The sequence below is a fragment of the Streptomyces sp. NPDC040610 genome, from assembly GCF_055594065.1.
The window spans coordinates 606,269-625,322 of sequence record NZ_JBVIXA010000001.1; the positions used below are offsets into that span (position 1 = coordinate 606,269).

Sequence of the window (19,054 nt, forward strand, 5' to 3'; positions counted from 1 at the left end):
ACCCATCCCCCCCTACCTTTTCGTGGCGCGTTGTTCCTCTTCTGCCCCCTTCTCCCCCCCCCCCCCCCCCCCCCCCCCCCCCGCGGCCCGGGCACCACACACGCAAGGGAGTCGCAGCATGAGTGCGCAGCCGGTCGAGCCGGACAGGTCGACAGTCACGTACGACGAGCTCCGTGACCTTGCTGACGCCTTCGTGGATGAGGCGGATCGGCTTGGCAATCGGGTACGGGCAGACATCGATGAGCAGGGGATCCGCGTCCACATGATGAGTCCGTCCAACCCCCACGGGATGATCGTCCTCGAGGTCGGCTTCCAGATCCGGACCCAGGACGACGGCGCTGTCGCCGCCGCCGAGAGCCGTGTGCACCATCCAGGACTCGGACTGTGCCGTACGGCGGACCTGCTCGCAGCCACCACGGAGGCGTACGAGAAGCAGGACGACGACTTCGCCTTCTTCGCCCCCGACGTTTCCGTCGCCGTAGAGGCCGTCTCCCCCTCGGACCCCGGCAACGACTACATCACCAAGCTCCGCGACTACCCCCGCATGGGCGTCCCCGAGTACGTGATCGTCGACCCCAGGGACGGCACGGTCACCGTGCACTCCGGCCCGGACACGGTCAGTGGCGAGCCCAGGTACGCCGACACCCCCCGCCGGTACAAGTTCGGCGACGCCGTCCCCATGGGCGCGTGGACCATCGAAACGGCCAAGTTTCCCCGGTACCGCGCCTGACCCCGGCGGGCTAGGACACCCCGTGCCGTGAGGAGTCCACGGCGTCGACGCCCCAGCTCGCCAGGAGGCGCAGGCCCTCCGCCGAGGGGGAGCCGGGCTCCGCGTGGTACGTCACCAAGGACTGTTCCGTGTCGTCCGTGAGGCGCATCGTCTCGAAGGAGAGGGTCAGCTCCCCGACCAGGGGATGGCGCAGGCGCTTCACGCCGTGGCCCTTCTCCCGGACGTCGTGCGTGGCCCACAGGCGCCTGAACTCCTCGCTCTTCACGGAGAGTTCGCCGACCAGGGCGGACAGGAGCGGGTCGTTCGGGTAGCAGCCCGCGTCCATGCGCAGGAAGCTGACGATGTCCGACGCCTTCTGGGCCCAGGTGTCGGAGAACAGCTCCCGCATGTGCTCGTCGAGGAAGACGAGCCGTGCCCAGTTCCGCTCCTCGGCCGGAAGGCGGCCCCAGTCGCCGAACAGCGCGGCCGCCATCCGGTTCCAGCCGAGGATGTCGGAGCGCCGCCCCACCACGTACGCGGGCACACCGTCCATCGCGTCCATCAGCTGCCCCACCGCGGGCCGCATCGCCTGCGTGCGCGGGACCCGCTTCTTCTTGTGCGCGGCGGGCTTCGCGAGGTGCATGAGGTGCGCGTGCTCGGCGTCGGTCAGGTGCAGGGCGCGCGCGATGGCGTCCAGGACCTCCGCGGACACGTTCCGCCCGTTGCCCTGTTCGAGCCGGGTGTAGTACGCCACGGACACCCCGGCGAGCTGGGCCAGCTCCTCGCGGCGCAGGCCGGGCACCCTGCGGTGCCTGCCGTAGCTGGGCAGGCCCACGTCGTGCGGCTGGAGGCGGGCCCTGCGGGTGCGCAGGAACTCGCTCAGCTCGGCACGGCGGTCCAGACCCTCCGGGGGCGGCGTGCCCTGCGGGGCGTTCTCGTCCATGCACTCCAGTATTCAGGGTCGTACGCCCCTGAGCCTGATACCAGTGGTGGTAGGACCGCCCCGCGTAGGCACAACGGAGGGCTGGGTGGTCCTTTCCGCAGGTGGCAGCGTCGAGGACATGACCGCACAGACCATGAACGTCCCCGCTTACGCAGCCCCCTCGGCCAAGGCCCCGCTGGCCCGCACCACCATCGAGCGCCGCCTCGTCGGCGCCTCGGACGTCCTGATCGACGTCAAGTACGCCGGTATCTGCCACTCCGACATCCACCAGGCCCGCGACGGCTGGGGCGAGGGCATCTTCCCGATGGTGCCCGGCCACGAGATCGCCGGTGTGGTGGCGGAGGTCGGCGCCGACGTCACCAAGTTCAAGGTCGGCGACCGCGTCGGCGTCGGCTGCATGGTCGACTCCTGCCGCGAGTGCGAGAACTGCGAGGCCGGCCTGGAGCAGTACTGCGCCAAGGGCAACATCCAGACGTACAACGCCCTCGACAAGGAGGGCCGGCCCACCTACGGCGGCTACTCCACCCGCATCGTCGTCGACGAGGCCTTCACCCTCCGCATCCCCGACGGCCTCTCCCTGGACGTGGCCGCGCCGCTGCTGTGCGCGGGCATCACCACGTACTCCCCGCTGGCCCACTGGAACGCGGGCCCCGGCAAGAAGGTCGCCGTCGTCGGCCTCGGCGGTCTCGGCCACATGGCCGTCAAGATCGCGCACGCCATGGGCGCCGAGGTGACCGTCCTCTCGCAGTCCCTGCGCAAGAAGGACGACGGGCTGCGCCTGGGCGCCGACCACTACTACGCGACCAGCGACGACGCCACCTTCGAGCAGCTCGCGGGCAGCCTCGACCTGATCGTCTCCACGGTGTCGGCGCCGCTGCCCCTGGACAAGTACCTCGGCCTCCTGAAGACGGACGGCGCGTTCGTGAACGTGGGCGCCCCCGAGGAGCCCGTGTCCCTCAACCTCTTCTCCCTGATCATGGGCCGCAAGAGCCTCGCGGGCTCCGGCATCGGCGGCATCCAGGAGACCCAGGAGATGCTGGACTTCTGCGCCGAGCACGGCCTGGGCGCGGACATCGAGCTGATCCGGGCGGAGCAGATCAACGAGGCGTACGAGCGGGTGCTCGCCAGCGATGTGCGGTACCGGTTCGTGATCGACGCCGCGACGATCTGACCTGGCCTGCGGCGACGGTCTGGCCTGGCCTGACCCGGCCGGACGGCCCGCCTGGTCCCGGGCCCGGTCTCCGTGACCGGATTTCGCCTGGGACCAGGGGCCTAGGGCGCAATGCGCAGGGTGTGCCGACCCGCTGACCGATGTCGGCCCGGACGCCCGTACGTAACGTGGTCGATGTCAGGCACACAGGTCATACACCGCAAGGCCTATGAGGAGGTCCGCACGATGACCATCGAGCTGAACCACACGATTGTCGCGGCCACGGACAAGAAGGCGTCCGCGCAGTTCCTCGCCGACATCCTGGGGCTCGAAGTCAGCCCGCAGTACGGCCCGTTCATCCCCGTGGAGATCCCCAACGGCGTCACGCTCGACTACTACGAGGGCGACGGCGGCCCGTCGGTGCCGCAGCACTACGCGTTCCTGGTCTCCGAGGACGAGTTCGACGCGATCTTCGGCCGCATCAAGGAGCGGGGCCTGACCTACTGGGCGGACCCGTACCACCAGCGGCAGAACGAGATCAACACGAACGACGGCGGCCGGGGGGTGTACTGGGACGACCCGGACGGGCACAAGCTGGAGATCATTACGCGGGCGTACGGGTCCGGGGCGTAGCTATTGGGGGGCGGCGCGCAGGGGCTTCACGCCCAGCCGTCGCCTCGCGCCCCGGGCGTCGCCTCACGCCCCGCCGTCGCGCAGGAACCCGAGGACCAGAGGCGTGGCCACCTCCGCGAACTCCTCGAAGTAGGCGTGCCGCGCGCCCGGGACGAGCCGCATCCGGGCGTCCGGCAGGCGCCCGGTGAGCAGCGGCGCGTTGGCGGTGGGGTTGAAGGTGTCGTCGTCGCCGTGCACGACGAGGGTCGGCGCCTTGATCCGGACGAGGGCGTCCCAGGCGTCGTGCCGGGCGCTGGCGCGCAGATGGCGGCGGCGGGCGTGGGCGGGCATGGTCGGATCTCCGAGGGTGCCGAACTCCCGCCGCCCGCTCGCCTCCTGGGCGGCGATCCAGCCGGGCGTGTACATCAGCTCAAGGAGCACCCGCCGTGCGGCGGCAGGGTCGCCCTGCGCGAGCGCCCGCCGCACCTCGGCCCCCCGCTCGACCCCGTGCGGCGCCCCCGGCGACGTACACCCGAGCACGAGCCGCTCCACCCGCTCCGGGAACTCCGCGGCGAACCACTGCGCGACCCGCCCGCCCATCGACGTCCCGTACACATGGGCCCGCCCGATCCCCGCGTCATCGAGCACGGCGACGACATCGTCGGCGAACCCCCGCGTGCTGTAGGAGTCGGTGTCGGGCCGGTCACTGTCCCCCGTCCCGCGCCAGTCCAGCGTGACGGTGGTGAACACGGCGGCGAAGTCCTCGACCACCGGATCCCACCAGTGCCGACTGTTCGACTGCCCGCTCAACAGCACCAACGGCTCACCGGAGCCCCGGAGTTCATAGTGCAGGGCGGTGCCGTCGGGGGCGTAGGCGTGGGGCATGGGGGTCCTTGGCGGCGGGGGCTGTCGGTTACTTGTCCGCCGCCTCGGGCGCCGGAGCGATCCCCGTCGGGCAGGACACGCCCCAGTTCGTCTCGAAGGGGTCGCCCAGCTTCACGCCCGTGCCGCCGATGCCGCAGTAGCCGTCGGGGTTCTTGTCCAGGTACTGCTGGTGGTAGGCCTCGGCGGGCCAGAAGGCGCGGTCGGCCGCAGGGAGGACCGTGGTGGTGATCTGGCCGTGGCCCGCTGCGGTGAGGACCTGCTGGTAGGCGTCGCGGGAGGCCGTGGCGGTGGTCTCCTGGGCGGGGGTGTGGGTGTAGATCGCGGAGCGGTACTGGGTGCCCACGTCGTTGCCCTGGCGGAAGCCCTGGGTGGGGTTGTGGGACTCCCAGAAGAGCTTGAGCAGCTCGGCGTAGGTGACCTTCGTGGGGTCGAAGACGACGCGCACGACCTCCGTGTGGCCGGTCAGGCCGGAGCAGACCTCTTCGTAGGACGGGTTCGGGGTGTAGCCGCCCTGGTAGCCGACGAGGGTCGTCCAGACGCCGTCGGTCTGCCAGAACTTGCGCTCCGCGCCCCAGAAGCAGCCGAGGCCGAAGTCCGCGACCTCCAGGCCCTCGGGGTAGGGGCCGAGCAGGGCGTTGCCGAGCACCGTGTGCCGGGAGGGGACCTCGAACTCGGGCGTCTCGCGGCCCTTCAGGGCCTCCTCGGGGGTGGGGAGGACGGGCGTGCGACCGAAGATCATGGGGTTTCACTCCTTGTGGCGGGCCGGGCGGCGGCAAGTCACTAGAACGCCGGGGCGGGGCCCGGCATTCCTGCCGGTCAGTGGGGCAGCGTGGCGGGGCTGCCGCCGTTGGCCTCGTAGCCCGCGACGGCCAGGGCGCGGTAGACCGCGTAGTCCGCGGCCGGGTCGGGCGACAGGGTCCAGGGGAGGGCGCCGACGTGGCCGTCGACGTGGACCAGCTGGTCCATGGCCTCGCCCCAGCGCTCGCAGCGCACCAGGAAGAAGACCAGGAGATGGCGGACGTGGGCCAGCATCGGGTCGTCCGGGCGGGCGGAGTGCACCGCGAACTTGGCGCCCTCGATCGCCTTGGTGACGACCTCGCTCTGGTAGAACCCGCGGACCAGGTTCACCTCGGGCAGGTGCTCGTACACCGCGAACAGGGGCAGCGCGGAGAGCAGGGAGCCCTTGGGGGCGCGGGCCGCCGCCGCCTCCGCGAAGGAGTACGCCTCCTCGCGGGTGCCGTGCCACTTCTCGCACCAGTAGTGCAGCGCCGCCAGATGCGCCCCCATGTGGGCCGGGGCGCGGTCCAGGATCTTCAGCCACAGCTGCTCGAAGTCCGCGCGCGGATAGGCCATGCCGCGGGCGATCGACAGCTCGACGATGTACGGGATCGGGTCGCCGGGGGACAGGAGCGCGGCCTGGCCGCAGGCCTCCTTCGCCTCCTCCAGGATGATGCGGAACTCGTCCGTCCCGGCCGTCGAGGAGCGCCAGGCCTGCTGCACCAGGAACTCCGCGTGCACGGCCGCGCCGCCCGCGTCCTTCGGGGCCTCGGCCCGCCACACCCGCAGCCACTGCCCGCCCGGGGTGTCGCTGACCCCGCCCGGCCGCTGCGCCAGCTCCAAGGAAGCCGCGCCCGCGAAGGCCTGCACACGCTGCCACCGCTGCTCACCGTGCACCTCCGTCCCGGCGAGCAGCTGCGAAGCGGCACGCCAGTCCTGCGTGCGCTGCACCAGGTCGAGGACCTCGATCAGGTCCGCGTCCGGTCCGGGCATGCGGATGTCCAGCTCCTCCTGGCGCGCGAAGCCGTAGTTCGCCGGGTCCGCCGCGTCCGGGGCGCCCGGGTGCACCTGGCGGATTCCGCCGCGCCTGCGCAGCAGGACCGGCCCGAGAACCGCCCCGATCATGACCACTGCCATCAGGACCCAGAGAATCTCCATACGTACAAGCGAACCAGACGCCTGTGACAATTGGCCAACCTGGCCGTCCCCGCCGGTCAACCTGTCCCGCGGGACCCGGGCCACCGGCCGCCCCGCCCGGCCCCGGAGCCCGCGCCGCATTACGCTCAGGCCGCATGAGTGACTCGCACAGCAGCCAGAATTTCGAGACCGTCGCCATTCACGCGGGCAACACCGCCGACCCGCTCACCGGCGCCGTCGTCCCGCCCATCTACCAGGTGTCCACGTACAAGCAGGACGGAGTCGGCGGACTCCGCGGCGGCTACGAGTACAGCCGCAGCGCCAACCCGACGCGCACCGCCCTGGAGGAGAACCTCGCCGCCCTCGAAGGCGGCCGCCGCGGCCTCGCCTTCGCCTCCGGCCTCGCCGCCGAGGACTGCCTGTTGCGTACGCTGCTCGGCCCCGGCGACCACGTCGTCATCCCCAATGACGCGTACGGCGGTACGTTCCGCCTGTTCGCCAAGGTCGTCTCGCGCTGGGGCGTGGAGTGGTCGGTCGCCGACACCTCCGACCCGGCGTCGGTGCGGGCCGCGCTCACGCCGCGCACGAAGGCCGTGTGGGTGGAGACCCCCTCCAACCCGCTGCTCGGCATCACCGACATCGAGGCCACGGCCCAGATCGCCCGGGAGGCGGGCGCGCGGCTCGTCGTCGACAACACCTTCGCGAGCCCCTACCTCCAGCAGCCGCTCGCTCTCGGCGCGGACGTCGTCGTGCACTCCATGACGAAGTACATGGGCGGGCACTCCGACGTCGTCGGCGGTGCGCTCGTCGTCAACGACGCCGAGCTGGGGGAGGAGTTGGCGTTCCACCAGAACGCGATGGGTGCCGTCGCCGGGCCCTTCGACTCCTGGCTGGTCCTGCGGGGCATCAAGACGCTGGCCGTCCGCATGGACCGGCACAGCGAGAACGCCGAGCGCGTCGTCGACATGCTCACGCGGCACGCGCGCGTGACGAAGGTGCTGTACCCGGGGCTCGCCTCGCACCCCGGCCACGAGATCGCCGCCAAGCAGATGAAGTCCTTCGGCGGGATGGTGTCCTTCCAGGTCGAGGGCGGCGAGGAGGCGGCCGTCGCCGTCTGCGACCGGGCCAAGCTGTTCACCCTCGGCGAGTCCCTCGGCGGCGTCGAGTCGCTCATCGAGCACCCCGGCCGCATGACCCACGCCTCCGTCGCGGGCTCCGCCCTGGAGGTCCCGGCCGACCTGGTCCGCCTCTCCGTAGGCATCGAGTCGGCCGACGACCTGCTGGCGGATCTGCAGCAGGCGCTGGGCTAGGCGCGCGGGCACTCAGGGGGGCGGCCGGGGGCGATCCCGGCCGCCCCGGGTCACCAGCTGGTCAGGGGCGGGGTGCGGCTCGACGGGGGCTCCACCCACGGCTGGGCCTCCGCCGCCCAGACCGCGAACGCCACGACGGCGACCAGCAGGAGCAGCCACACCAGTCGCCGCACGACCGTGCGGCGCCGCAGCATCCGGGCCCCGCGCCGCACGGCGTCCGCGTGCAGTTCCGGCGGCACCGACGCCGGCCCCCCGGCGTCGAGCATCCCCCGCACCACGGCCTCCCGCCGCTCCTGCTGGCTCATGGCGAGGCCGCCTTCCCGAGGGGCGCACCGGGCGGCATCCCCGGCGCGGCGGGCGTGGTGGGCGCGGGCCCGCGCGGCGGATGGAGCACGGTGGCGACGGCCCGGGCGGACAGCGTCCGCACCCGCTCCACGCCGAGCCCGAGCAGCGCCGCCGTCTGCTCCTCGGCCACACCCTCGTACAACCGGAGAACGAGGACGAGCCGCTCCTGCGGGGACAGCCGGGCGAGCACCCCGCCGCGCCCGCGGGAGCGCCGCCAGGCGCCCCGCGCGAAGCGGACGACGAGGACGGTGCGGGTGCGGTCGTACGGATCCTCGCCGCGCAGCCTGTCCCAGGAGGCGTACGTGGACGCGAGCGCGGCCGTGAGCAGCGCACGCGCGCGCGGGTTGGCGTCCGGCCGCTCACCGGTGAGCAGCGTGGCGGCATGCAGGAGACGCCCTGCCGCGCCCGCGACGAACGCCTGGAACTCCCGGGCACGGCGGGCCTGTTGGGCGGCCTGCCGCTCTCGCACCGTGCCTCCCGCCGTCCGGCGTAGGGGGACTCGGTTTCATCTGAGGCCAGGCACGGTGCCCAGGTCAAGAGCCCTGCGCGAGCGGACCCTGCCGCCCTGCGCCCGGCCGCGGTGGTCGGCGTACCGCGGCCGGGGGCTCAGGAGTCGGTCGGAGCGACGGAGTCCGGTACGGCCTGGGACGACTGCCGTGCCGAGAGCGCGGTGTTGAAGCGGGTGAGGAGCGCGGTGAAGCTCTCGCGTTCCGCCGGAGCCCAGTCCTGCGTGAGCTCCGCCATCAGCTCGCGCCGCGAGGAGCGCACCTCGTCGAGGCGGGCCTGCCCGCGCGGGGACAGCTGGAGGACGACGGCACGGCCGTCCTCGGGGTGGGAGGTGCGCTTGACCAGGCCGGTGTCGACCAGGGGCGCGACCTGCCGGGTCACGGTCGACGAGTCGATGCCCATGCTCGCCGCGAGCGCCTTGACGCCCATGGGACCTTCCTTGTCGAGGCGGTTGAGCAGCAGGTACGCGGCGCGGTCCATGGAGTTGCGGACCTGTCCGACGCCGCCGAGGCGGGTCTGCTCCGCACGCCGTGCGAACACCGCAACCTGGTGCTGCAGCGTATCGAGGAGGCCGGGATCGCTGGCGGTCGTCATGTCCGGAGTTGTGGGCATGGCCGGGGGCTCACTTCATGGGAAGGGTGGTGGGTTGGGGGACAGGGTACGCGGCCCGGGCGCTACCCGTACCGGCGCTGCGCAAACCCGTCTCGCCGCTTGGTCACGCAGGGAGGGGACGGGCGTGAACTGCGAGACTGCAGTCATGAGCTACCGCACGACTCGCTCCTTTCCCGCCGTCACGCTCGACGACGTACGGGGCGCCCAGAAGATGCTCGTCGGCGTCTCCAGGGTCACGCCCATGGAAGGCAGCAGGCACCTGTCGCGGTTGGTCGGCGCGCCGGTGCACCTGAAGTGCGAGAACCTCCAGCGGACCGGCTCGTTCAAGCTCCGCGGCGCCTATGTGCGCATCTCCGGGCTGCTGCCCGAGGAGCGCGCCGCCGGGGTCGTCGCGGCCAGCGCCGGGAACCACGCGCAGGGCGTGGCCCTCGCCTCGTCCCTGCTCGGCGTCCGCGCCACGGTGTTCATGCCGGTCGGGGCCCCGCTGCCGAAGGTCGCGGCGACCCGCGACTACGGAGCGGAGGTCCGTCTCCGGGGCAACGTCGTAGACGAGACGCTGGCCGCCGCGCAGGACTACGCGCGCGAGACGGGCGCGGTCTTCATCCACCCCTTCGACCACCCGGACATCGTCGCCGGTCAGGGCACGGTGGGCCTGGAGATCCTGGAGCAGTGCCCGGAGCTGCGCACGCTCGTCGTCGGCGTGGGCGGCGGCGGCCTCGCCGCGGGCATCGCGGTCGCGGTCAAGTCGCTGCGCCCCGACGTACGCCTGGTCGGGGTGCAGGCGGCGGGTGCGGCGGCGTACCCGCCCTCGCTGGCCGCGGGGCGCCCGACGTCGATCGACAACCCTGTGACCATGGCGGACGGCATCAAGGTGGGCCGCCCCGGGGACGTGCCGTTCCGGCTCGTCGAGGACCTGGTGGACGACGTCGTCACGGTCTCCGAGGACGATTTGTCGAGTGCCTTGCTGCTGTGCCTGGAGCGGGCCAAGATGGTCGTCGAACCTGCGGGCGCGAGCCCGGTGGCGGCGCTCCTGAGTGACCCGCGTGCCTTCAGGGGCCCGGTCGTCGCGCTGCTCTCCGGCGGCAACGTGGACCCGCTGCTGATGCAGCGCATCCTGCGCCACGGCATGGCGGCGGCGGGCCGCTATCTGTCGCTGCGGCTGCGTCTGACGGACCGGCCGGGCGCCCTGGCGACCCTGCTCGGGGTGCTGTCGGCGGTGGACGCCAATGTCCTCGACGTGAGCCATGTGCGGACCGACCCCCGGCTCGGGCTCACGGAGGCGGAGGTGGAGCTGCATCTGGAGACCAAGGGGCCCGAGCACTGCGCGGAGGTCGCGGTGGCGTTGCGGGACGCCGGGTACACGGTCATCGGCTGACGTCGGGGCACGCTGATCGGCCGATGCCGGGGCACGGTCATCGGCTGACGTCGGGCACGTCGATCGGCTGATGCCGGGTACGTCGCGTACGCCGTAGGGGGCGCGCGGGCGACGAGGGGGGCGCGCGAGGGATCCCGCGCCCCACTGGTTTCTGCAAGGTTCATGGAATGCGTTGAGTAACGCGATGTATCGCGTTAGTGTTTGTGATGCACGCCACTAAGCGTCGGGCGATCGGAACCCGGCGATTCTAAGCTTTTCGCTAGGAAACCACCCAAAACATGGGAGACCCCCTATGCCAGGCGCCATCTACGCCGAAGGTCTGGTGAAGACCTTCGGTGACGTAAGGGCTCTGGACGGCGTCGATCTCGATGTCCCGGAAGGCACCGTCCTCGGCCTCCTCGGGCCGAACGGCGCGGGAAAGACGACGGCGGTGCGCTGTCTGACCACGCTGCTCACCCCCGACAGCGGCAAGGCGTTCGTCGCCGGGATCGACGTCCTGAAGCATCCGAACGAAGTGCGGCGCTCGATCGGCCTCTCCGGCCAATTCGCCGCCGTGGACGAGTATCTGACGGGCCGTGAGAATCTCCAGATGGTCGGCCAGCTGTACGAGATGCGGGCCAAGGAGGCCAAGGAGCGGGCGGGCGAGCTCCTTGAGCGCTTCAACCTCGCGGACGCGGCGGACCGCCCCTCCAAGACGTACTCGGGCGGTATGCGCCGCCGCCTCGACCTCGCCGCCGCCCTGGTCGTGTCGCCGCCGGTGATGTTCATGGACGAGCCGACGACCGGTCTGGACCCGCGCAACCGCCAGGGGCTGTGGGAGGTCATCCAGGAGCTCGTCGCGGGCGGCACCACCCTCCTGCTGACCACGCAGTATCTGGAGGAGGCCGACCACCTGGCGCACGACATCTGCGTCGTCGACCACGGCCGCGTCATCGCCCGCGGCACCGCCGACCAGCTCAAGGCCCAGATCGGCGGCGAGCGCGTCGAGGTCGTGGTGCACGAGCGGGACCACATCACGACCGCCGCCGAGGTCCTCACCGGCTTCGGCAAGGGCGAGGCCGCCGTCGACCGGCACACCCGCAAGCTGACCGTCCCCGTCACCGGCGGCGCGAAGCTGCTCGCCGAGGTCATCCGTGAGCTCGACACCCGCGGCATCGAGATCGACGACATCGGCCTGCGCCGCCCCACCCTCGACGACGTGTTCATCTCCCTGACGGGCCACACGGCCGAGGTCAAGGACGAAGAGAACGGCGCGAACGGCGCGAACGGCGCGAACGGCGCGAACGGCGCGAACGGCGCGAACGGCGCGGACGGCGGCACGGACGCCAAGAGCGCGGCCGTCGCCAAGGACAAGCACAAGAAGGAGGCCGCTCCGTGAGTGCCGTCACGCGTACCGCTCCCGCCCCCAGGCCCGCCGGTGGCATCGGCAAGTCCGTCCGCGACTCCCTGGTCATCGCCCGCCGGAATCTGATCAGAATGTCCCGGATTCCCGAGATGGTGCTGTTCGGCCTGATCCAGCCGGTGATGTTCGTGGTCCTGTTCACGTACGTCTTCGGCGGCTCCATCCAGGTCGGCGGCTCGCTCTCGTCGCAGGACTACCGCGAGTTCCTGATGGCCGGAATCTTCGCCCAGACGGTCACCTTCGCCACGGCAGGCGCGGGCGCCGGTATCGCGGACGACATGCACAAGGGCCTCATCGACCGCTTCCGCTCGCTGCCCATGGCGCGCGGCGCCGTCCTCACCGGCCGCACCGTGGCGGACCTGGTGCAGACCGCGCTGACCCTGGTCGTGCTCGCCCTGGTCGCGCTGCTCATCGGCTGGCGCACCCATGAGAACTTCGGCAAGATCCTCGCGGGCTTCGCCCTGCTGCTCCTGCTCGGGTACGCCTTCTCGTGGATCGGAGCCCTGATCGGCCTGTCGGTGCGCACACCGGAGGCCGCGACGTCCGGCGGGCTCATCTGGCTCTTCCCGCTGACGTTCATCTCGAACGCCTTCGTGGACTCCAACAACCTGCCGACGTTCTTCCGGCACATCGCCGAGTGGAACCCGTTCAGCACCACCGTGCAGGCGTGCCGCGAGCTGTTCGGCAATCTGCCGCCCGGCTTCAAGACGCCGGACGCCTGGCCCATGCAGCACCCGGTCCTGGCCTCGGTGCTGTGGTCGGTGCTGATCCTGGTGGTCTTCCGCACGCTCGCGGTGCGCAAGTACCGCTCGGCGGCCGCCTGACGCCCGGCCGCGCGGCACTCCGGCCGCCCGCACCCAGGCCGACCGCGGCCGTCCGACCCTGCGGCCGCGGTCACCCGCAGGCGGCGTGCACCCGGTCGCCCGCGGGGGCCCGCCGCCCGGTGAGCCCCGCCTGCCAGGCGACGCGGGCCACCTGCAGCCGACCCCGGATGCCGAGCTTGCCGCAGATGCTGCCCACGTGGTCCTTGGCGGTGTCGGAGCTGATGGTGAGGGCCGCGGCGATCTGGGGGTTGGACAGGCCGTCGCCGACGAGTTCGAGGACTTCCAGCTCGCGCGTGGACAGGGTGGCGAGGAGGGCCCGTGCCTCGTCCCGCGCCGACGGGGCGCAGCCGGGGCACGGACAGGCTCCGGCCACCACGTCGACCAGCTCGGGGCCGAGGACCGGCCCGCCCGCGGCCGCCGCGCCGACCGCCCACGGCAGATGGGCGGCCGCCGTGGCCCGGTGCAGGACGCCCGCCGGACGGCAGGACAGGATCCGGCGCAGGCCGCCGCAGGTGAACCGGCCGGCGAGCAGCAGGACGGCCACCGGCGCGGGCGCGGCGGCGAGCCGGTGCAGGGCGGTGACCGCCGACTCCTCGTCGCCCTGGCTGACCACGAGCACCCGGGGCCGGGCGCGGCGCACGAGCGCCACCTCCCGGCCCGGCTCGTCCTCGTCGGCGACCAGATGCCGCCCCTCCGCCTCCAGGGCGGCACGCAGCTCCGCCCGTTCCGGTCCGCCGCGCGCGATGACACCGACCGAAATCACAGTTGACCCCCGTGTCTCACTGCTTCCCCGTGCCCAAGATGGTGCGACGCGGAAGGTGAACTGCGAGTGGCATGAACATGAATAGTCCGCCGGGTGTGGCGCAAAAGATCCCCTGGGCGGGGGGTACTGCCGGGGTGCGCGGGGCTGGAGGCTACAGACGCCGAGAACGTCCGGGTGGCGCGCCCCGGCCGGTCCGGCCGACCGACGTACAGCCAACGAGGGGAAGTCCATGCCGAAGGTGCGGATGAGCGCGGCCGCGGCCGTGATGGCGGCCGGAATGGTGATGGGGGCGGCGTCGCAGTCGTCGGCCGCGGCCCAGGAGCTTGAGCTGATCGCGTACACCCCGAAGGTCCAGAACGGCAAGATCTGGGGCAACGGGTTCTACGAGGGCTACAAGAAGGTCTGCGTCTCGCTGCTCGGGCAGACGCTGTCGGGCTGGGTGCAGCTCACCAACAAGTGCCAGAACGTGTCGCCCAGCTCGCTGGGCAGCATCAACACGTCCGTGAAGTGCCCCACCCGGGGCGCCTTCAAGACCTTCCTGTCGGGCACAAGGACCAACAACAAGGTGGATGTGAAGCAGTCCGGCGGCATCTACCTCGAATGCAGGTAGGACCGGGAACGTGCGAGACCCCCGGCGCGGATCGCGCCGGGGGTCTTCGGTGTCCTGGGGGGCTCAGCCCTGGTACGGCTTGGCCTCGAGGATCTTGACGGAGGCCAGCTTGCCGTTCGGCAGCTCGTACTGCGCGTTCTCGCCGACCTTCTTGCCGTTGACGCCGCTGCCGAGCGGGGACTGCGGCGAGTACGTCTCGATGTCGTCGCTGGCGTACTCCCGGGAGGCGAGCAGGAAGGTCACCGTGTCGTCCTCGTCGCCGTCGAACGCGATGGTGACGACCATGCCGGGGGCGGCGACGCCCGACTCGGCGGGCGCCTCACCGACCTTCGCGTGTTCCAGGAGCTGCGTCAGCTGGCGGACGCGGAGCTCCTGCTTGCCCTGCTCCTCCTTGGCCGCGTGGTACCCGCCGTTCTCGCGCAGGTCGCCCTCCTCACGCGCTGCCGCGATCTTGGTTGCGATCTCGGTGCGCGCAGGACCAGACAGGTACTCAAGCTCGGACCGGAGCTTGTCGTACGCCTCCTGGGTCAGCCAGGTGACGTTGTCGCTGGTCTGGGTCACAGGTGCTCCTCGTAGGTACTGGGAATACAAAGCATCGCCCTACCCAGAAGGATGTTCCCTAACGGGTGGGCGAAACCACGAGCCTAACAATTTCGGTGCCGGAGGGGGAGGACATAAGCCATCAGAAATGTGTTAGCGCAGGTGAAGGCGTGGGTGCCCGGAGCAGCGTGGCGTGTCGTGGGCGGCGTCGCGCGGGGGCGGGCGGCGGCGGGCAGTGATCAGTCGGCGTGGCAGCCGACGAGCTCCGCGCTGGTGGCGCGCCCGGTCGTGCGCAGCGTGACGGTCTTGTCGACGCGCCCCTTGTCCTGATCGAAGCGGAAGTCGGCGCGGCCCACCTCGGAGCCGTCCTCGGCCTGGGAGCGGAGCGTGCAGTAGCCGTTCGCATCCGCGTCCTTGCGCACTTCCAGGTGCACCTCGACGGCCTTGTCCGAGACCACGTCGAACTTGATCAACTCGCCGCTGAGCTTGGACCCGGCGATCGAGTCGTACCCGAACCAGCCGATCACACCGAGCAGCACCACACCGAGGACGGAACCGACGATCTTGAGCTTGCGGTCCGCACGCTCGTCCGCCGACCTGCCGTAGCGGTCCTCGGGGACCCGCGTGGCCAGGCCGCCGCTGTCGCCGCCGCTCACCGCGGTCATGATCGTCCTCCATGCGGGCAGGGAATGCCGGAATTTTCCGCCCCCCGGTTCCGTCACTATAGAAGCCCCGTACAACGCCTGATGACCGAGGGCGCCACAAGCACGCACCGGCGCCGGACACCTGAGGATCGAGTCTTGACTGAGCAGCTTCGACTGATGGCCGTTCACGCCCACCCCGACGACGAGTCGAGCAAGGGCGCGGCCACCATGGCCAAGTACGTGTCCGAAGGGGTGGACGTGCTCGTCGTGACCTGCACGGGCGGAGAGCGCGGCGACATCCTCAACCCCAAGCTCCAGGGCGACACGTACATCCAGGAGCACATCCACGAGGTGCGCAAGAAGGAGATGGACGAGGCCCGGGAGATCCTCGGCGTCAAGCAGGAGTGGCTCGGCTTCGTCGACTCGGGCCTGCCCGAGGGCGACCCGCTGCCGCCGCTGCCCGAGGGCTGCTTCGCCCTGGAGGACGTCGACAAGGCGGCCGGTGAGCTGGTGCGCCAGATCCGTTCGTTCCGCCCGCAGGTGATCACGACGTACGACGAGAACGGCGGGTATCCGCACCCGGATCACATCATGACCCACAAGATCTCGATGGTGGCCTTCGAGGGCGCGGCGGACGCGGAGAAGTACCCGGAGAGCGAGTTCGGCCCCGTCTTCACGCCGCAGAAGCTGTACTACAACCAGGGCTTCAACCGGCCGCGCACCGAGGCACTGCACCAGGCCATGCTGGACCGCGGCCTGGAGTCGCCCTACGGGGAGTGGCTGAAGCGCTGGGACGAGTTCGAGCGGGTCGAGCGCACGCTGACCACGCACGTTCCGTGCGCCGACTTCTACGAGATCCGCGACAAGGCGCTGATCGCGCACGCCACGCAGATCGACCCCGACGGCGGCTGGTTCCGGGTCCCGATGGACATCCAGCGGGAGGTCTGGCCGACCGAGGAGTACGAGCTCGCGAAGTCTCTGGTCGATACCTCCCTCCCCGAGGACGACCTCTTCGCGGGCATCCGCGACAATGCCTGACATGAGCGGAAGCGCAAGCCTGGCAGTGACGCACCTCGTCCCCCTCGCCAAGGAGGTCGACGAGAACAAGGTGACCCCCGGGGTCCTGGGGTTCATCGTGTTCGCGGTGATGGCGCTCGCGGTGTGGCGACTGATGAAGTCCATGAACCGGCACATGGGGAAGGTGGACTTCAAGGAGGCGCCTGGCCCCTCGGCCTCCTCGGACTCCTCGGGTGGCTCCGAGAGGGCTGAGCCTGCGGCCTCCGGCGCGGGGTCTGCCTCCGGCGCGGCGGGGGACAAGGGTGACAAGGGCGCCAACGGGGTCTGAGGTTTCTGGTGGGGCGCCCGGGCAGGCTTGTCCGGCGCGCCCCTCTCGGGGGCTCCGCCCCCGGACCCCCGTTGTCGGCGCTCCGCGCCTCGTCCTCAAACGCCGGACGGGCTGAAACCAGCCCCTCCGCGCCTTGTGCTCGGACGCCGGACGGGCTGAAACCAGCCCCTCCGCGCCTTGTGCTCGGACGCCGGGCGGGCTGAACCAGCCCCTCCACTGGGATGCTCACCGCGAGTGGTCCGCCAGTGACAGCAGCAGGTGTGCCGACTCCGGGCGCAGGTGGTCGGAGTGGGAGCCTGCCGGGCCACGGCCGTGGACGAAGACTTCGCCCGCGTCGACGCTGACGAAGCGGTGGTCGAGGGCGTCGTGCGGGTACGGCTCTGCGGTGCTTCGCATGCGGATGCCCGAGACGGGTGCGGGTGCCGTGCCGATCCCCGCGTACCCGATGCCCGCCCGCTTCTCGGCCCGCAGGTGCCAGAAGCCGGTGGCACGGTCGTGTTGCGAGTACGTCGCCACCACCGGCCCGCGCAGCGGCGCCCCCGCGAGCGCGGTGAACGTGGCCGCGAAGGCGTCCCGTGCCGCCGCCATCTGCAACAGCAGCATCGAGTCGACGGTGAACGGCCGCCCGGGCGGCGCGGGCGTGCTCCACCCCAGCGTCCCGCCCGGCGGCGCCGCGGCCCACTGCACCGCCTCGCACAGCAGCCGGCAGCCGAAAGAGTGCCCGACGAGGTGCAGGTACTGGCCGCCGCGGTTGGCGAGGACGGGCGCGGCGCGCGGGTCGCCCCTGTGGGCGTCCAGATAGCCCAGGAGCTGCGCGATCACGCGGGCCGCGTGGCCCTCGGTGCCCATCGCGTGGGCGCGGTCGCGGATGCGGCGGTAGCCGCCGAGCGAGGGCAGCGAGCGCGACGGCCACCGGACCAGGACCGGCCACGGGGCGAAGTCCCGGTGCCCGGGTGCGCCCCGCCGGAGCCGCGGATACAGCTCCGCCCGCTCGCCCCGCTGCCGCTCCACGAGGCCCATCAGCGTCCGCAGCGCCCCCAGCGCCGACGCCTGCGAGGTCTGCCACCCGTGGACGTACACGACGATGTCCGTCGCCCAGGACGGCGGCCTCAGCCGCTGCGCGAGGTGGGCGTCGAGGCCGGGCGGCGGCACGGGGCGCGGACCGTCACGGGTGGACCGCACCGGCCAGCCACTCGCATCGAGGTCGACAACAGCGACCTCCCCGTCCCCGTACGCCTCGTCCATCCCCGTCCCTTCGTTCATGCCGTCGTGCGTTCCAAGCGGCTGTCCATTCCGCTGTGCAGGGCGTAGGCGAAGCCCAGTGGGTTGTGGCAGGTGTCGGCGAAGTGCCGGGAGAGGGTGTGGGCGATGTCGCCCGCTGTCTCTCTGCCCGTCAGGTAGCGGGTGACGAAGGCGAGGGCGTACTCGGCGGCGAAGCGTTGGGGCATCTCGATCTGGGGGCCGAGGATGCCGCTTGCGCCCGCGTCGAACAGGGCTCTGCCGAGGTAGGCCAGGTCGGCGTTGCCGGGGAGCCCCGCGTAGCAGGCGTTGAGCAGGACGAAGGGGCGGAACGGCACGCAGGAGTGCGGGGGCGGGCGGTGGGCGCGCAGGCTGTGCGCGTCGATGGCCCGTTGGTCGGTCAACTTCAGGACGAGGTACGGGGGTTCGTCGCCGGACGCGGTGAAGTGGCCGTGGCACCAGAAGTACATCAGCTGCTCGTCGAGGAGCGTGTCGCCGAGGGCGCGTTCCAGTTCGTCGCGGGTGGTGCGTTCGACGAGGTCCCCGCCGTCGGCGAGGGCGGTGGCGACGTCGGCCGCCCGGGTCAGCCCCTCCGCGTCGACACCCGTGTCGTGGTTGAGGCTGACGGCGGGCGCCGAGCGCGGTGGCGGGTCGCGGTCGTCGGCGACGCGGGCGTAGGCGTTGCCGCCGGTGTGTTCGAGCTGGTGGCGATAGCCGAGGAAGCGCCCGAACAGGCCCTCGGGGCCCGGCTCCGGTGCCACCTCCGGGGCGGCGGGCAGGCACAGCATCGGCCACGGCAGGTACAGGTCCGAGTGGAAGCGGACGCGCAGGGGCCGGTCGCTGCCGAGGGCGTCCGTCAGGAAGCCGCGGAAGAGCTTCAGCTCCTCGGACTCGCCGCCGAGGAGGACGTCGTAGAGCAACTGGGTGCCGTCCAGGGCCAGCCGGGCGAGCGCCGCGCGCAGTTCGGCCGGGGGCCGCGCGGTCAGGTCGACGAGGGAGGCGTACGGGAGCGGGGTGCGGCCGAGGGCGGGGCGGCCGGTCGCGTCCAGCGGCTGGAGCGCCACGAACTCGTCCTTCCACACCTGCCGCAGCCGCGCCGCCACCGAACGCACCTCGCGCGGGCGGACGTTGAGCGTCACCGTGTGCTCCGCGCCGCTGAGCGAGGGGACGGCGGGCCCGTACATCCGGGCCTGCACGGGCTCGTCCTCGCGGCGCGCGTCGAGGCCGACGACGAGGTCGGGGTGGCGGATCACATGCCGGGGGAGCCGGGTGAAGCCGAGGCTGGGGTCGTGCGTGACGCGCGTCGGGAGTTCGTGGGCCATGTG

22 protein-coding genes are annotated in these 19,054 nt (G+C 71.7%); 10 read left to right on the forward strand and 12 right to left on the reverse strand.

The window, feature by feature from the left end; all coding sequences use genetic code 11:
• Nucleotides 1–118: 118 nt before the first annotated feature.
• Nucleotides 119–730 carry a Uma2 family endonuclease gene (locus ACZ6AA_RS02810; protein WP_471455904.1) on the forward strand — a complete coding sequence of 204 codons (612 nt, stop codon included), beginning with the start codon at nucleotides 119–121 and terminating at the stop codon, nucleotides 728–730.
• A gap of 10 nt (nucleotides 731–740) precedes the next feature.
• On the opposite strand, the gene ACZ6AA_RS02815 is transcribed toward ACZ6AA_RS02810, so the two are convergent.
• Nucleotides 741–1,652, reverse strand: a complete 912-nt coding sequence (locus ACZ6AA_RS02815) for a helix-turn-helix domain-containing protein (protein WP_468451170.1) — start codon at nucleotides 1,650–1,652, stop codon at nucleotides 741–743.
• Between the two features lie 118 nt (nucleotides 1,653–1,770).
• Here ACZ6AA_RS02815 and ACZ6AA_RS02820 point away from each other — a divergent pair, with 118 nt between their 5' ends.
• Nucleotides 1,771–2,823, forward strand: a complete 1,053-nt coding sequence (locus tag ACZ6AA_RS02820; RefSeq protein WP_471455908.1) for an NAD(P)-dependent alcohol dehydrogenase — start codon at nucleotides 1,771–1,773, stop codon at nucleotides 2,821–2,823.
• A 225-nt stretch (nucleotides 2,824–3,048) separates the two neighbouring features.
• Complete coding sequence (locus tag ACZ6AA_RS02825) at nucleotides 3,049–3,435, forward strand: VOC family protein (protein WP_468451174.1); 387 nt, start codon at nucleotides 3,049–3,051, stop codon at nucleotides 3,433–3,435.
• Nucleotides 3,436–3,498: 63 nt separating this feature from the next.
• Here ACZ6AA_RS02825 and ACZ6AA_RS02830 read toward each other — a convergent pair whose 3' ends face one another.
• The 3 genes from ACZ6AA_RS02830 to ACZ6AA_RS02840 form a co-directional block, all read right to left on the reverse strand.
• Nucleotides 3,499–4,299, reverse strand: coding sequence for an alpha/beta fold hydrolase (locus tag ACZ6AA_RS02830; RefSeq protein ID WP_468451176.1), 801 nt, complete (start codon nucleotides 4,297–4,299; stop codon nucleotides 3,499–3,501).
• A 28-nt stretch (nucleotides 4,300–4,327) separates the two neighbouring features.
• Nucleotides 4,328–5,038, reverse strand: coding sequence for a peptide-methionine (S)-S-oxide reductase MsrA (gene msrA / locus ACZ6AA_RS02835; protein ID WP_468480479.1), 711 nt, complete (start codon nucleotides 5,036–5,038; stop codon nucleotides 4,328–4,330).
• Between the two features lie 77 nt (nucleotides 5,039–5,115).
• Nucleotides 5,116–6,234: a hypothetical protein gene (locus ACZ6AA_RS02840; protein ID WP_468451180.1), complete on the reverse strand. Its 1,119-nt coding sequence runs from the start codon at nucleotides 6,232–6,234 to the stop codon at nucleotides 5,116–5,118.
• A 134-nt stretch (nucleotides 6,235–6,368) separates the two neighbouring features.
• Here ACZ6AA_RS02840 and ACZ6AA_RS02845 point away from each other — a divergent pair, with 134 nt between their 5' ends.
• Nucleotides 6,369–7,523, forward strand: coding sequence for a cystathionine gamma-synthase (locus ACZ6AA_RS02845; protein WP_468451182.1), 1,155 nt, complete (start codon nucleotides 6,369–6,371; stop codon nucleotides 7,521–7,523).
• A 50-nt stretch (nucleotides 7,524–7,573) separates the two neighbouring features.
• On the opposite strand, the gene ACZ6AA_RS02850 is transcribed toward ACZ6AA_RS02845, so the two are convergent.
• The 3 genes from ACZ6AA_RS02850 to ACZ6AA_RS02860 form a co-directional block, all read right to left on the reverse strand.
• Nucleotides 7,574–7,828, reverse strand: coding sequence for a hypothetical protein (locus tag ACZ6AA_RS02850; RefSeq protein ID WP_468451184.1), 255 nt, complete (start codon nucleotides 7,826–7,828; stop codon nucleotides 7,574–7,576).
• Nucleotides 7,825–8,337 carry a sigma factor-like helix-turn-helix DNA-binding protein gene (locus ACZ6AA_RS02855; protein WP_468451186.1) on the reverse strand — a complete coding sequence of 171 codons (513 nt, stop codon included), beginning with the start codon at nucleotides 8,335–8,337 and terminating at the stop codon, nucleotides 7,825–7,827. Before ACZ6AA_RS02855 ends, ACZ6AA_RS02850 begins: the two co-directional genes overlap by 4 nt.
• 137 nt (nucleotides 8,338–8,474) lie before the next feature.
• Nucleotides 8,475–8,987 (reverse strand): MarR family winged helix-turn-helix transcriptional regulator, encoded by a 513-nt coding sequence (locus ACZ6AA_RS02860; protein WP_468451188.1) that lies wholly within the window; start codon nucleotides 8,985–8,987, stop codon nucleotides 8,475–8,477.
• Nucleotides 8,988–9,132: 145 nt separating this feature from the next.
• On the opposite strand from ACZ6AA_RS02860, the gene ilvA reads away from it, so the two are divergent.
• The 3 genes from ilvA (at nucleotide 9,133) to ACZ6AA_RS02875 (ending at nucleotide 12,588) form a co-directional block, all read left to right on the forward strand.
• Entirely contained in the window at nucleotides 9,133–10,362 is a 1,230-nt protein-coding gene (gene ilvA, locus ACZ6AA_RS02865; RefSeq protein WP_468451190.1) for a threonine ammonia-lyase, read from the forward strand.
• A gap of 292 nt (nucleotides 10,363–10,654) precedes the next feature.
• Nucleotides 10,655–11,740 carry an ATP-binding cassette domain-containing protein gene (locus ACZ6AA_RS02870; RefSeq protein WP_471455916.1) on the forward strand — a complete coding sequence of 362 codons (1,086 nt, stop codon included), beginning with the start codon at nucleotides 10,655–10,657 and terminating at the stop codon, nucleotides 11,738–11,740.
• Nucleotides 11,737–12,588 carry an ABC transporter permease gene (locus tag ACZ6AA_RS02875; protein WP_468451194.1) on the forward strand — a complete coding sequence of 284 codons (852 nt, stop codon included), beginning with the start codon at nucleotides 11,737–11,739 and terminating at the stop codon, nucleotides 12,586–12,588. The genes ACZ6AA_RS02870 and ACZ6AA_RS02875 overlap by 4 nt, the downstream gene beginning before the upstream one ends.
• Nucleotides 12,589–12,658: 70 nt before the next feature.
• Here the strand turns inward: ACZ6AA_RS02875 and ACZ6AA_RS02880 are convergent, their stop codons facing one another.
• On the reverse strand, nucleotides 12,659–13,351 hold the full coding sequence (locus tag ACZ6AA_RS02880) for a helix-turn-helix transcriptional regulator (RefSeq protein WP_468451196.1): 693 nt from the start codon (nucleotides 13,349–13,351) through the stop codon (nucleotides 12,659–12,661).
• A gap of 229 nt (nucleotides 13,352–13,580) precedes the next feature.
• Here ACZ6AA_RS02880 and ACZ6AA_RS02885 point away from each other — a divergent pair, with 229 nt between their 5' ends.
• The gene (locus tag ACZ6AA_RS02885; protein ID WP_468451198.1) at nucleotides 13,581–13,961 is read left to right on the forward strand and encodes a hypothetical protein; all 381 of its coding nucleotides are present in this window, start codon (nucleotides 13,581–13,583) and stop codon (nucleotides 13,959–13,961) included.
• A 63-nt stretch (nucleotides 13,962–14,024) separates the two neighbouring features.
• Here the strand turns inward: ACZ6AA_RS02885 and greA are convergent, their stop codons facing one another.
• The gene (gene greA, locus ACZ6AA_RS02890; protein WP_468451200.1) at nucleotides 14,025–14,522 is read right to left on the reverse strand and encodes a transcription elongation factor GreA; all 498 of its coding nucleotides are present in this window, start codon (nucleotides 14,520–14,522) and stop codon (nucleotides 14,025–14,027) included.
• 218 nt (nucleotides 14,523–14,740) lie between these two features.
• Nucleotides 14,741–15,166: a DUF4307 domain-containing protein gene (locus ACZ6AA_RS02895; RefSeq protein WP_468451202.1), complete on the reverse strand. Its 426-nt coding sequence runs from the start codon at nucleotides 15,164–15,166 to the stop codon at nucleotides 14,741–14,743.
• Between the two features lie 135 nt (nucleotides 15,167–15,301).
• On the opposite strand from ACZ6AA_RS02895, the gene mca reads away from it, so the two are divergent.
• Nucleotides 15,302–16,183 (forward strand): mycothiol conjugate amidase Mca, encoded by an 882-nt coding sequence (mca, locus tag ACZ6AA_RS02900; RefSeq protein WP_468451204.1) that lies wholly within the window; start codon nucleotides 15,302–15,304, stop codon nucleotides 16,181–16,183.
• Entirely contained in the window at nucleotides 16,176–16,490 is a 315-nt protein-coding gene (locus tag ACZ6AA_RS02905) for a hypothetical protein (RefSeq protein WP_471455924.1), read from the forward strand. The genes mca and ACZ6AA_RS02905 overlap by 8 nt, the downstream gene beginning before the upstream one ends.
• Nucleotides 16,491–16,715: 225 nt before the next feature.
• On the opposite strand, the gene ACZ6AA_RS02910 is transcribed toward ACZ6AA_RS02905, so the two are convergent.
• Both ACZ6AA_RS02910 and ACZ6AA_RS02915 read right to left on the reverse strand, forming a co-directional pair.
• Nucleotides 16,716–17,753 (reverse strand): hypothetical protein, encoded by a 1,038-nt coding sequence (locus tag ACZ6AA_RS02910; RefSeq protein ID WP_468451208.1) that lies wholly within the window; start codon nucleotides 17,751–17,753, stop codon nucleotides 16,716–16,718.
• The gene (locus tag ACZ6AA_RS02915; RefSeq protein WP_468480484.1) at nucleotides 17,750–19,051 is read right to left on the reverse strand and encodes a CHAT domain-containing protein; all 1,302 of its coding nucleotides are present in this window, start codon (nucleotides 19,049–19,051) and stop codon (nucleotides 17,750–17,752) included. Before ACZ6AA_RS02915 ends, ACZ6AA_RS02910 begins: the two co-directional genes overlap by 4 nt.
• Nucleotides 19,052–19,054: the final 3 nt, after the last annotated feature.

Excerpts from the sequence above, each read along its gene's own strand:
- ACZ6AA_RS02910 (WP_468451208.1), bottom strand. The coding sequence starts at position 17,753 with ATGAACGAAGGGACGGGGATGGACGAGGCGTACGGGGACGGGGAGGTC.
- ilvA (WP_468451190.1), top strand. The coding sequence starts at position 9,133 with ATGAGCTACCGCACGACTCGCTCCTTTCCCGCCGTCACGCTCGACGAC.
- ACZ6AA_RS02845 (WP_468451182.1), top strand. The coding sequence starts at position 6,369 with ATGAGTGACTCGCACAGCAGCCAGAATTTCGAGACCGTCGCCATTCAC.
- ACZ6AA_RS02815 (WP_468451170.1), bottom strand. The coding sequence starts at position 1,652 with ATGGACGAGAACGCCCCGCAGGGCACGCCGCCCCCGGAGGGTCTGGAC.
- ACZ6AA_RS02895 (WP_468451202.1), bottom strand. The coding sequence starts at position 15,166 with ATGACCGCGGTGAGCGGCGGCGACAGCGGCGGCCTGGCCACGCGGGTC.
- msrA (WP_468480479.1), bottom strand. The coding sequence starts at position 5,038 with ATGATCTTCGGTCGCACGCCCGTCCTCCCCACCCCCGAGGAGGCCCTG.
- ACZ6AA_RS02840 (WP_468451180.1), bottom strand. The coding sequence starts at position 6,234 with ATGGAGATTCTCTGGGTCCTGATGGCAGTGGTCATGATCGGGGCGGTT.
- ACZ6AA_RS02820 (WP_471455908.1), top strand. The coding sequence starts at position 1,771 with ATGACCGCACAGACCATGAACGTCCCCGCTTACGCAGCCCCCTCGGCC.
- ACZ6AA_RS02915 (WP_468480484.1), bottom strand. The coding sequence starts at position 19,051 with ATGGCCCACGAACTCCCGACGCGCGTCACGCACGACCCCAGCCTCGGC.
- ACZ6AA_RS02905 (WP_471455924.1), top strand. The coding sequence starts at position 16,176 with ATGCCTGACATGAGCGGAAGCGCAAGCCTGGCAGTGACGCACCTCGTC.
- ACZ6AA_RS02810 (WP_471455904.1), top strand. The coding sequence starts at position 119 with ATGAGTGCGCAGCCGGTCGAGCCGGACAGGTCGACAGTCACGTACGAC.
- ACZ6AA_RS02825 (WP_468451174.1), top strand. The coding sequence starts at position 3,049 with ATGACCATCGAGCTGAACCACACGATTGTCGCGGCCACGGACAAGAAG.
- ACZ6AA_RS02850 (WP_468451184.1), bottom strand. The coding sequence starts at position 7,828 with ATGAGCCAGCAGGAGCGGCGGGAGGCCGTGGTGCGGGGGATGCTCGAC.
- ACZ6AA_RS02860 (WP_468451188.1), bottom strand. The coding sequence starts at position 8,987 with ATGCCCACAACTCCGGACATGACGACCGCCAGCGATCCCGGCCTCCTC.
- ACZ6AA_RS02885 (WP_468451198.1), top strand. The coding sequence starts at position 13,581 with ATGCCGAAGGTGCGGATGAGCGCGGCCGCGGCCGTGATGGCGGCCGGA.
- ACZ6AA_RS02870 (WP_471455916.1), top strand. The coding sequence starts at position 10,655 with ATGCCAGGCGCCATCTACGCCGAAGGTCTGGTGAAGACCTTCGGTGAC.
- ACZ6AA_RS02830 (WP_468451176.1), bottom strand. The coding sequence starts at position 4,299 with ATGCCCCACGCCTACGCCCCCGACGGCACCGCCCTGCACTATGAACTC.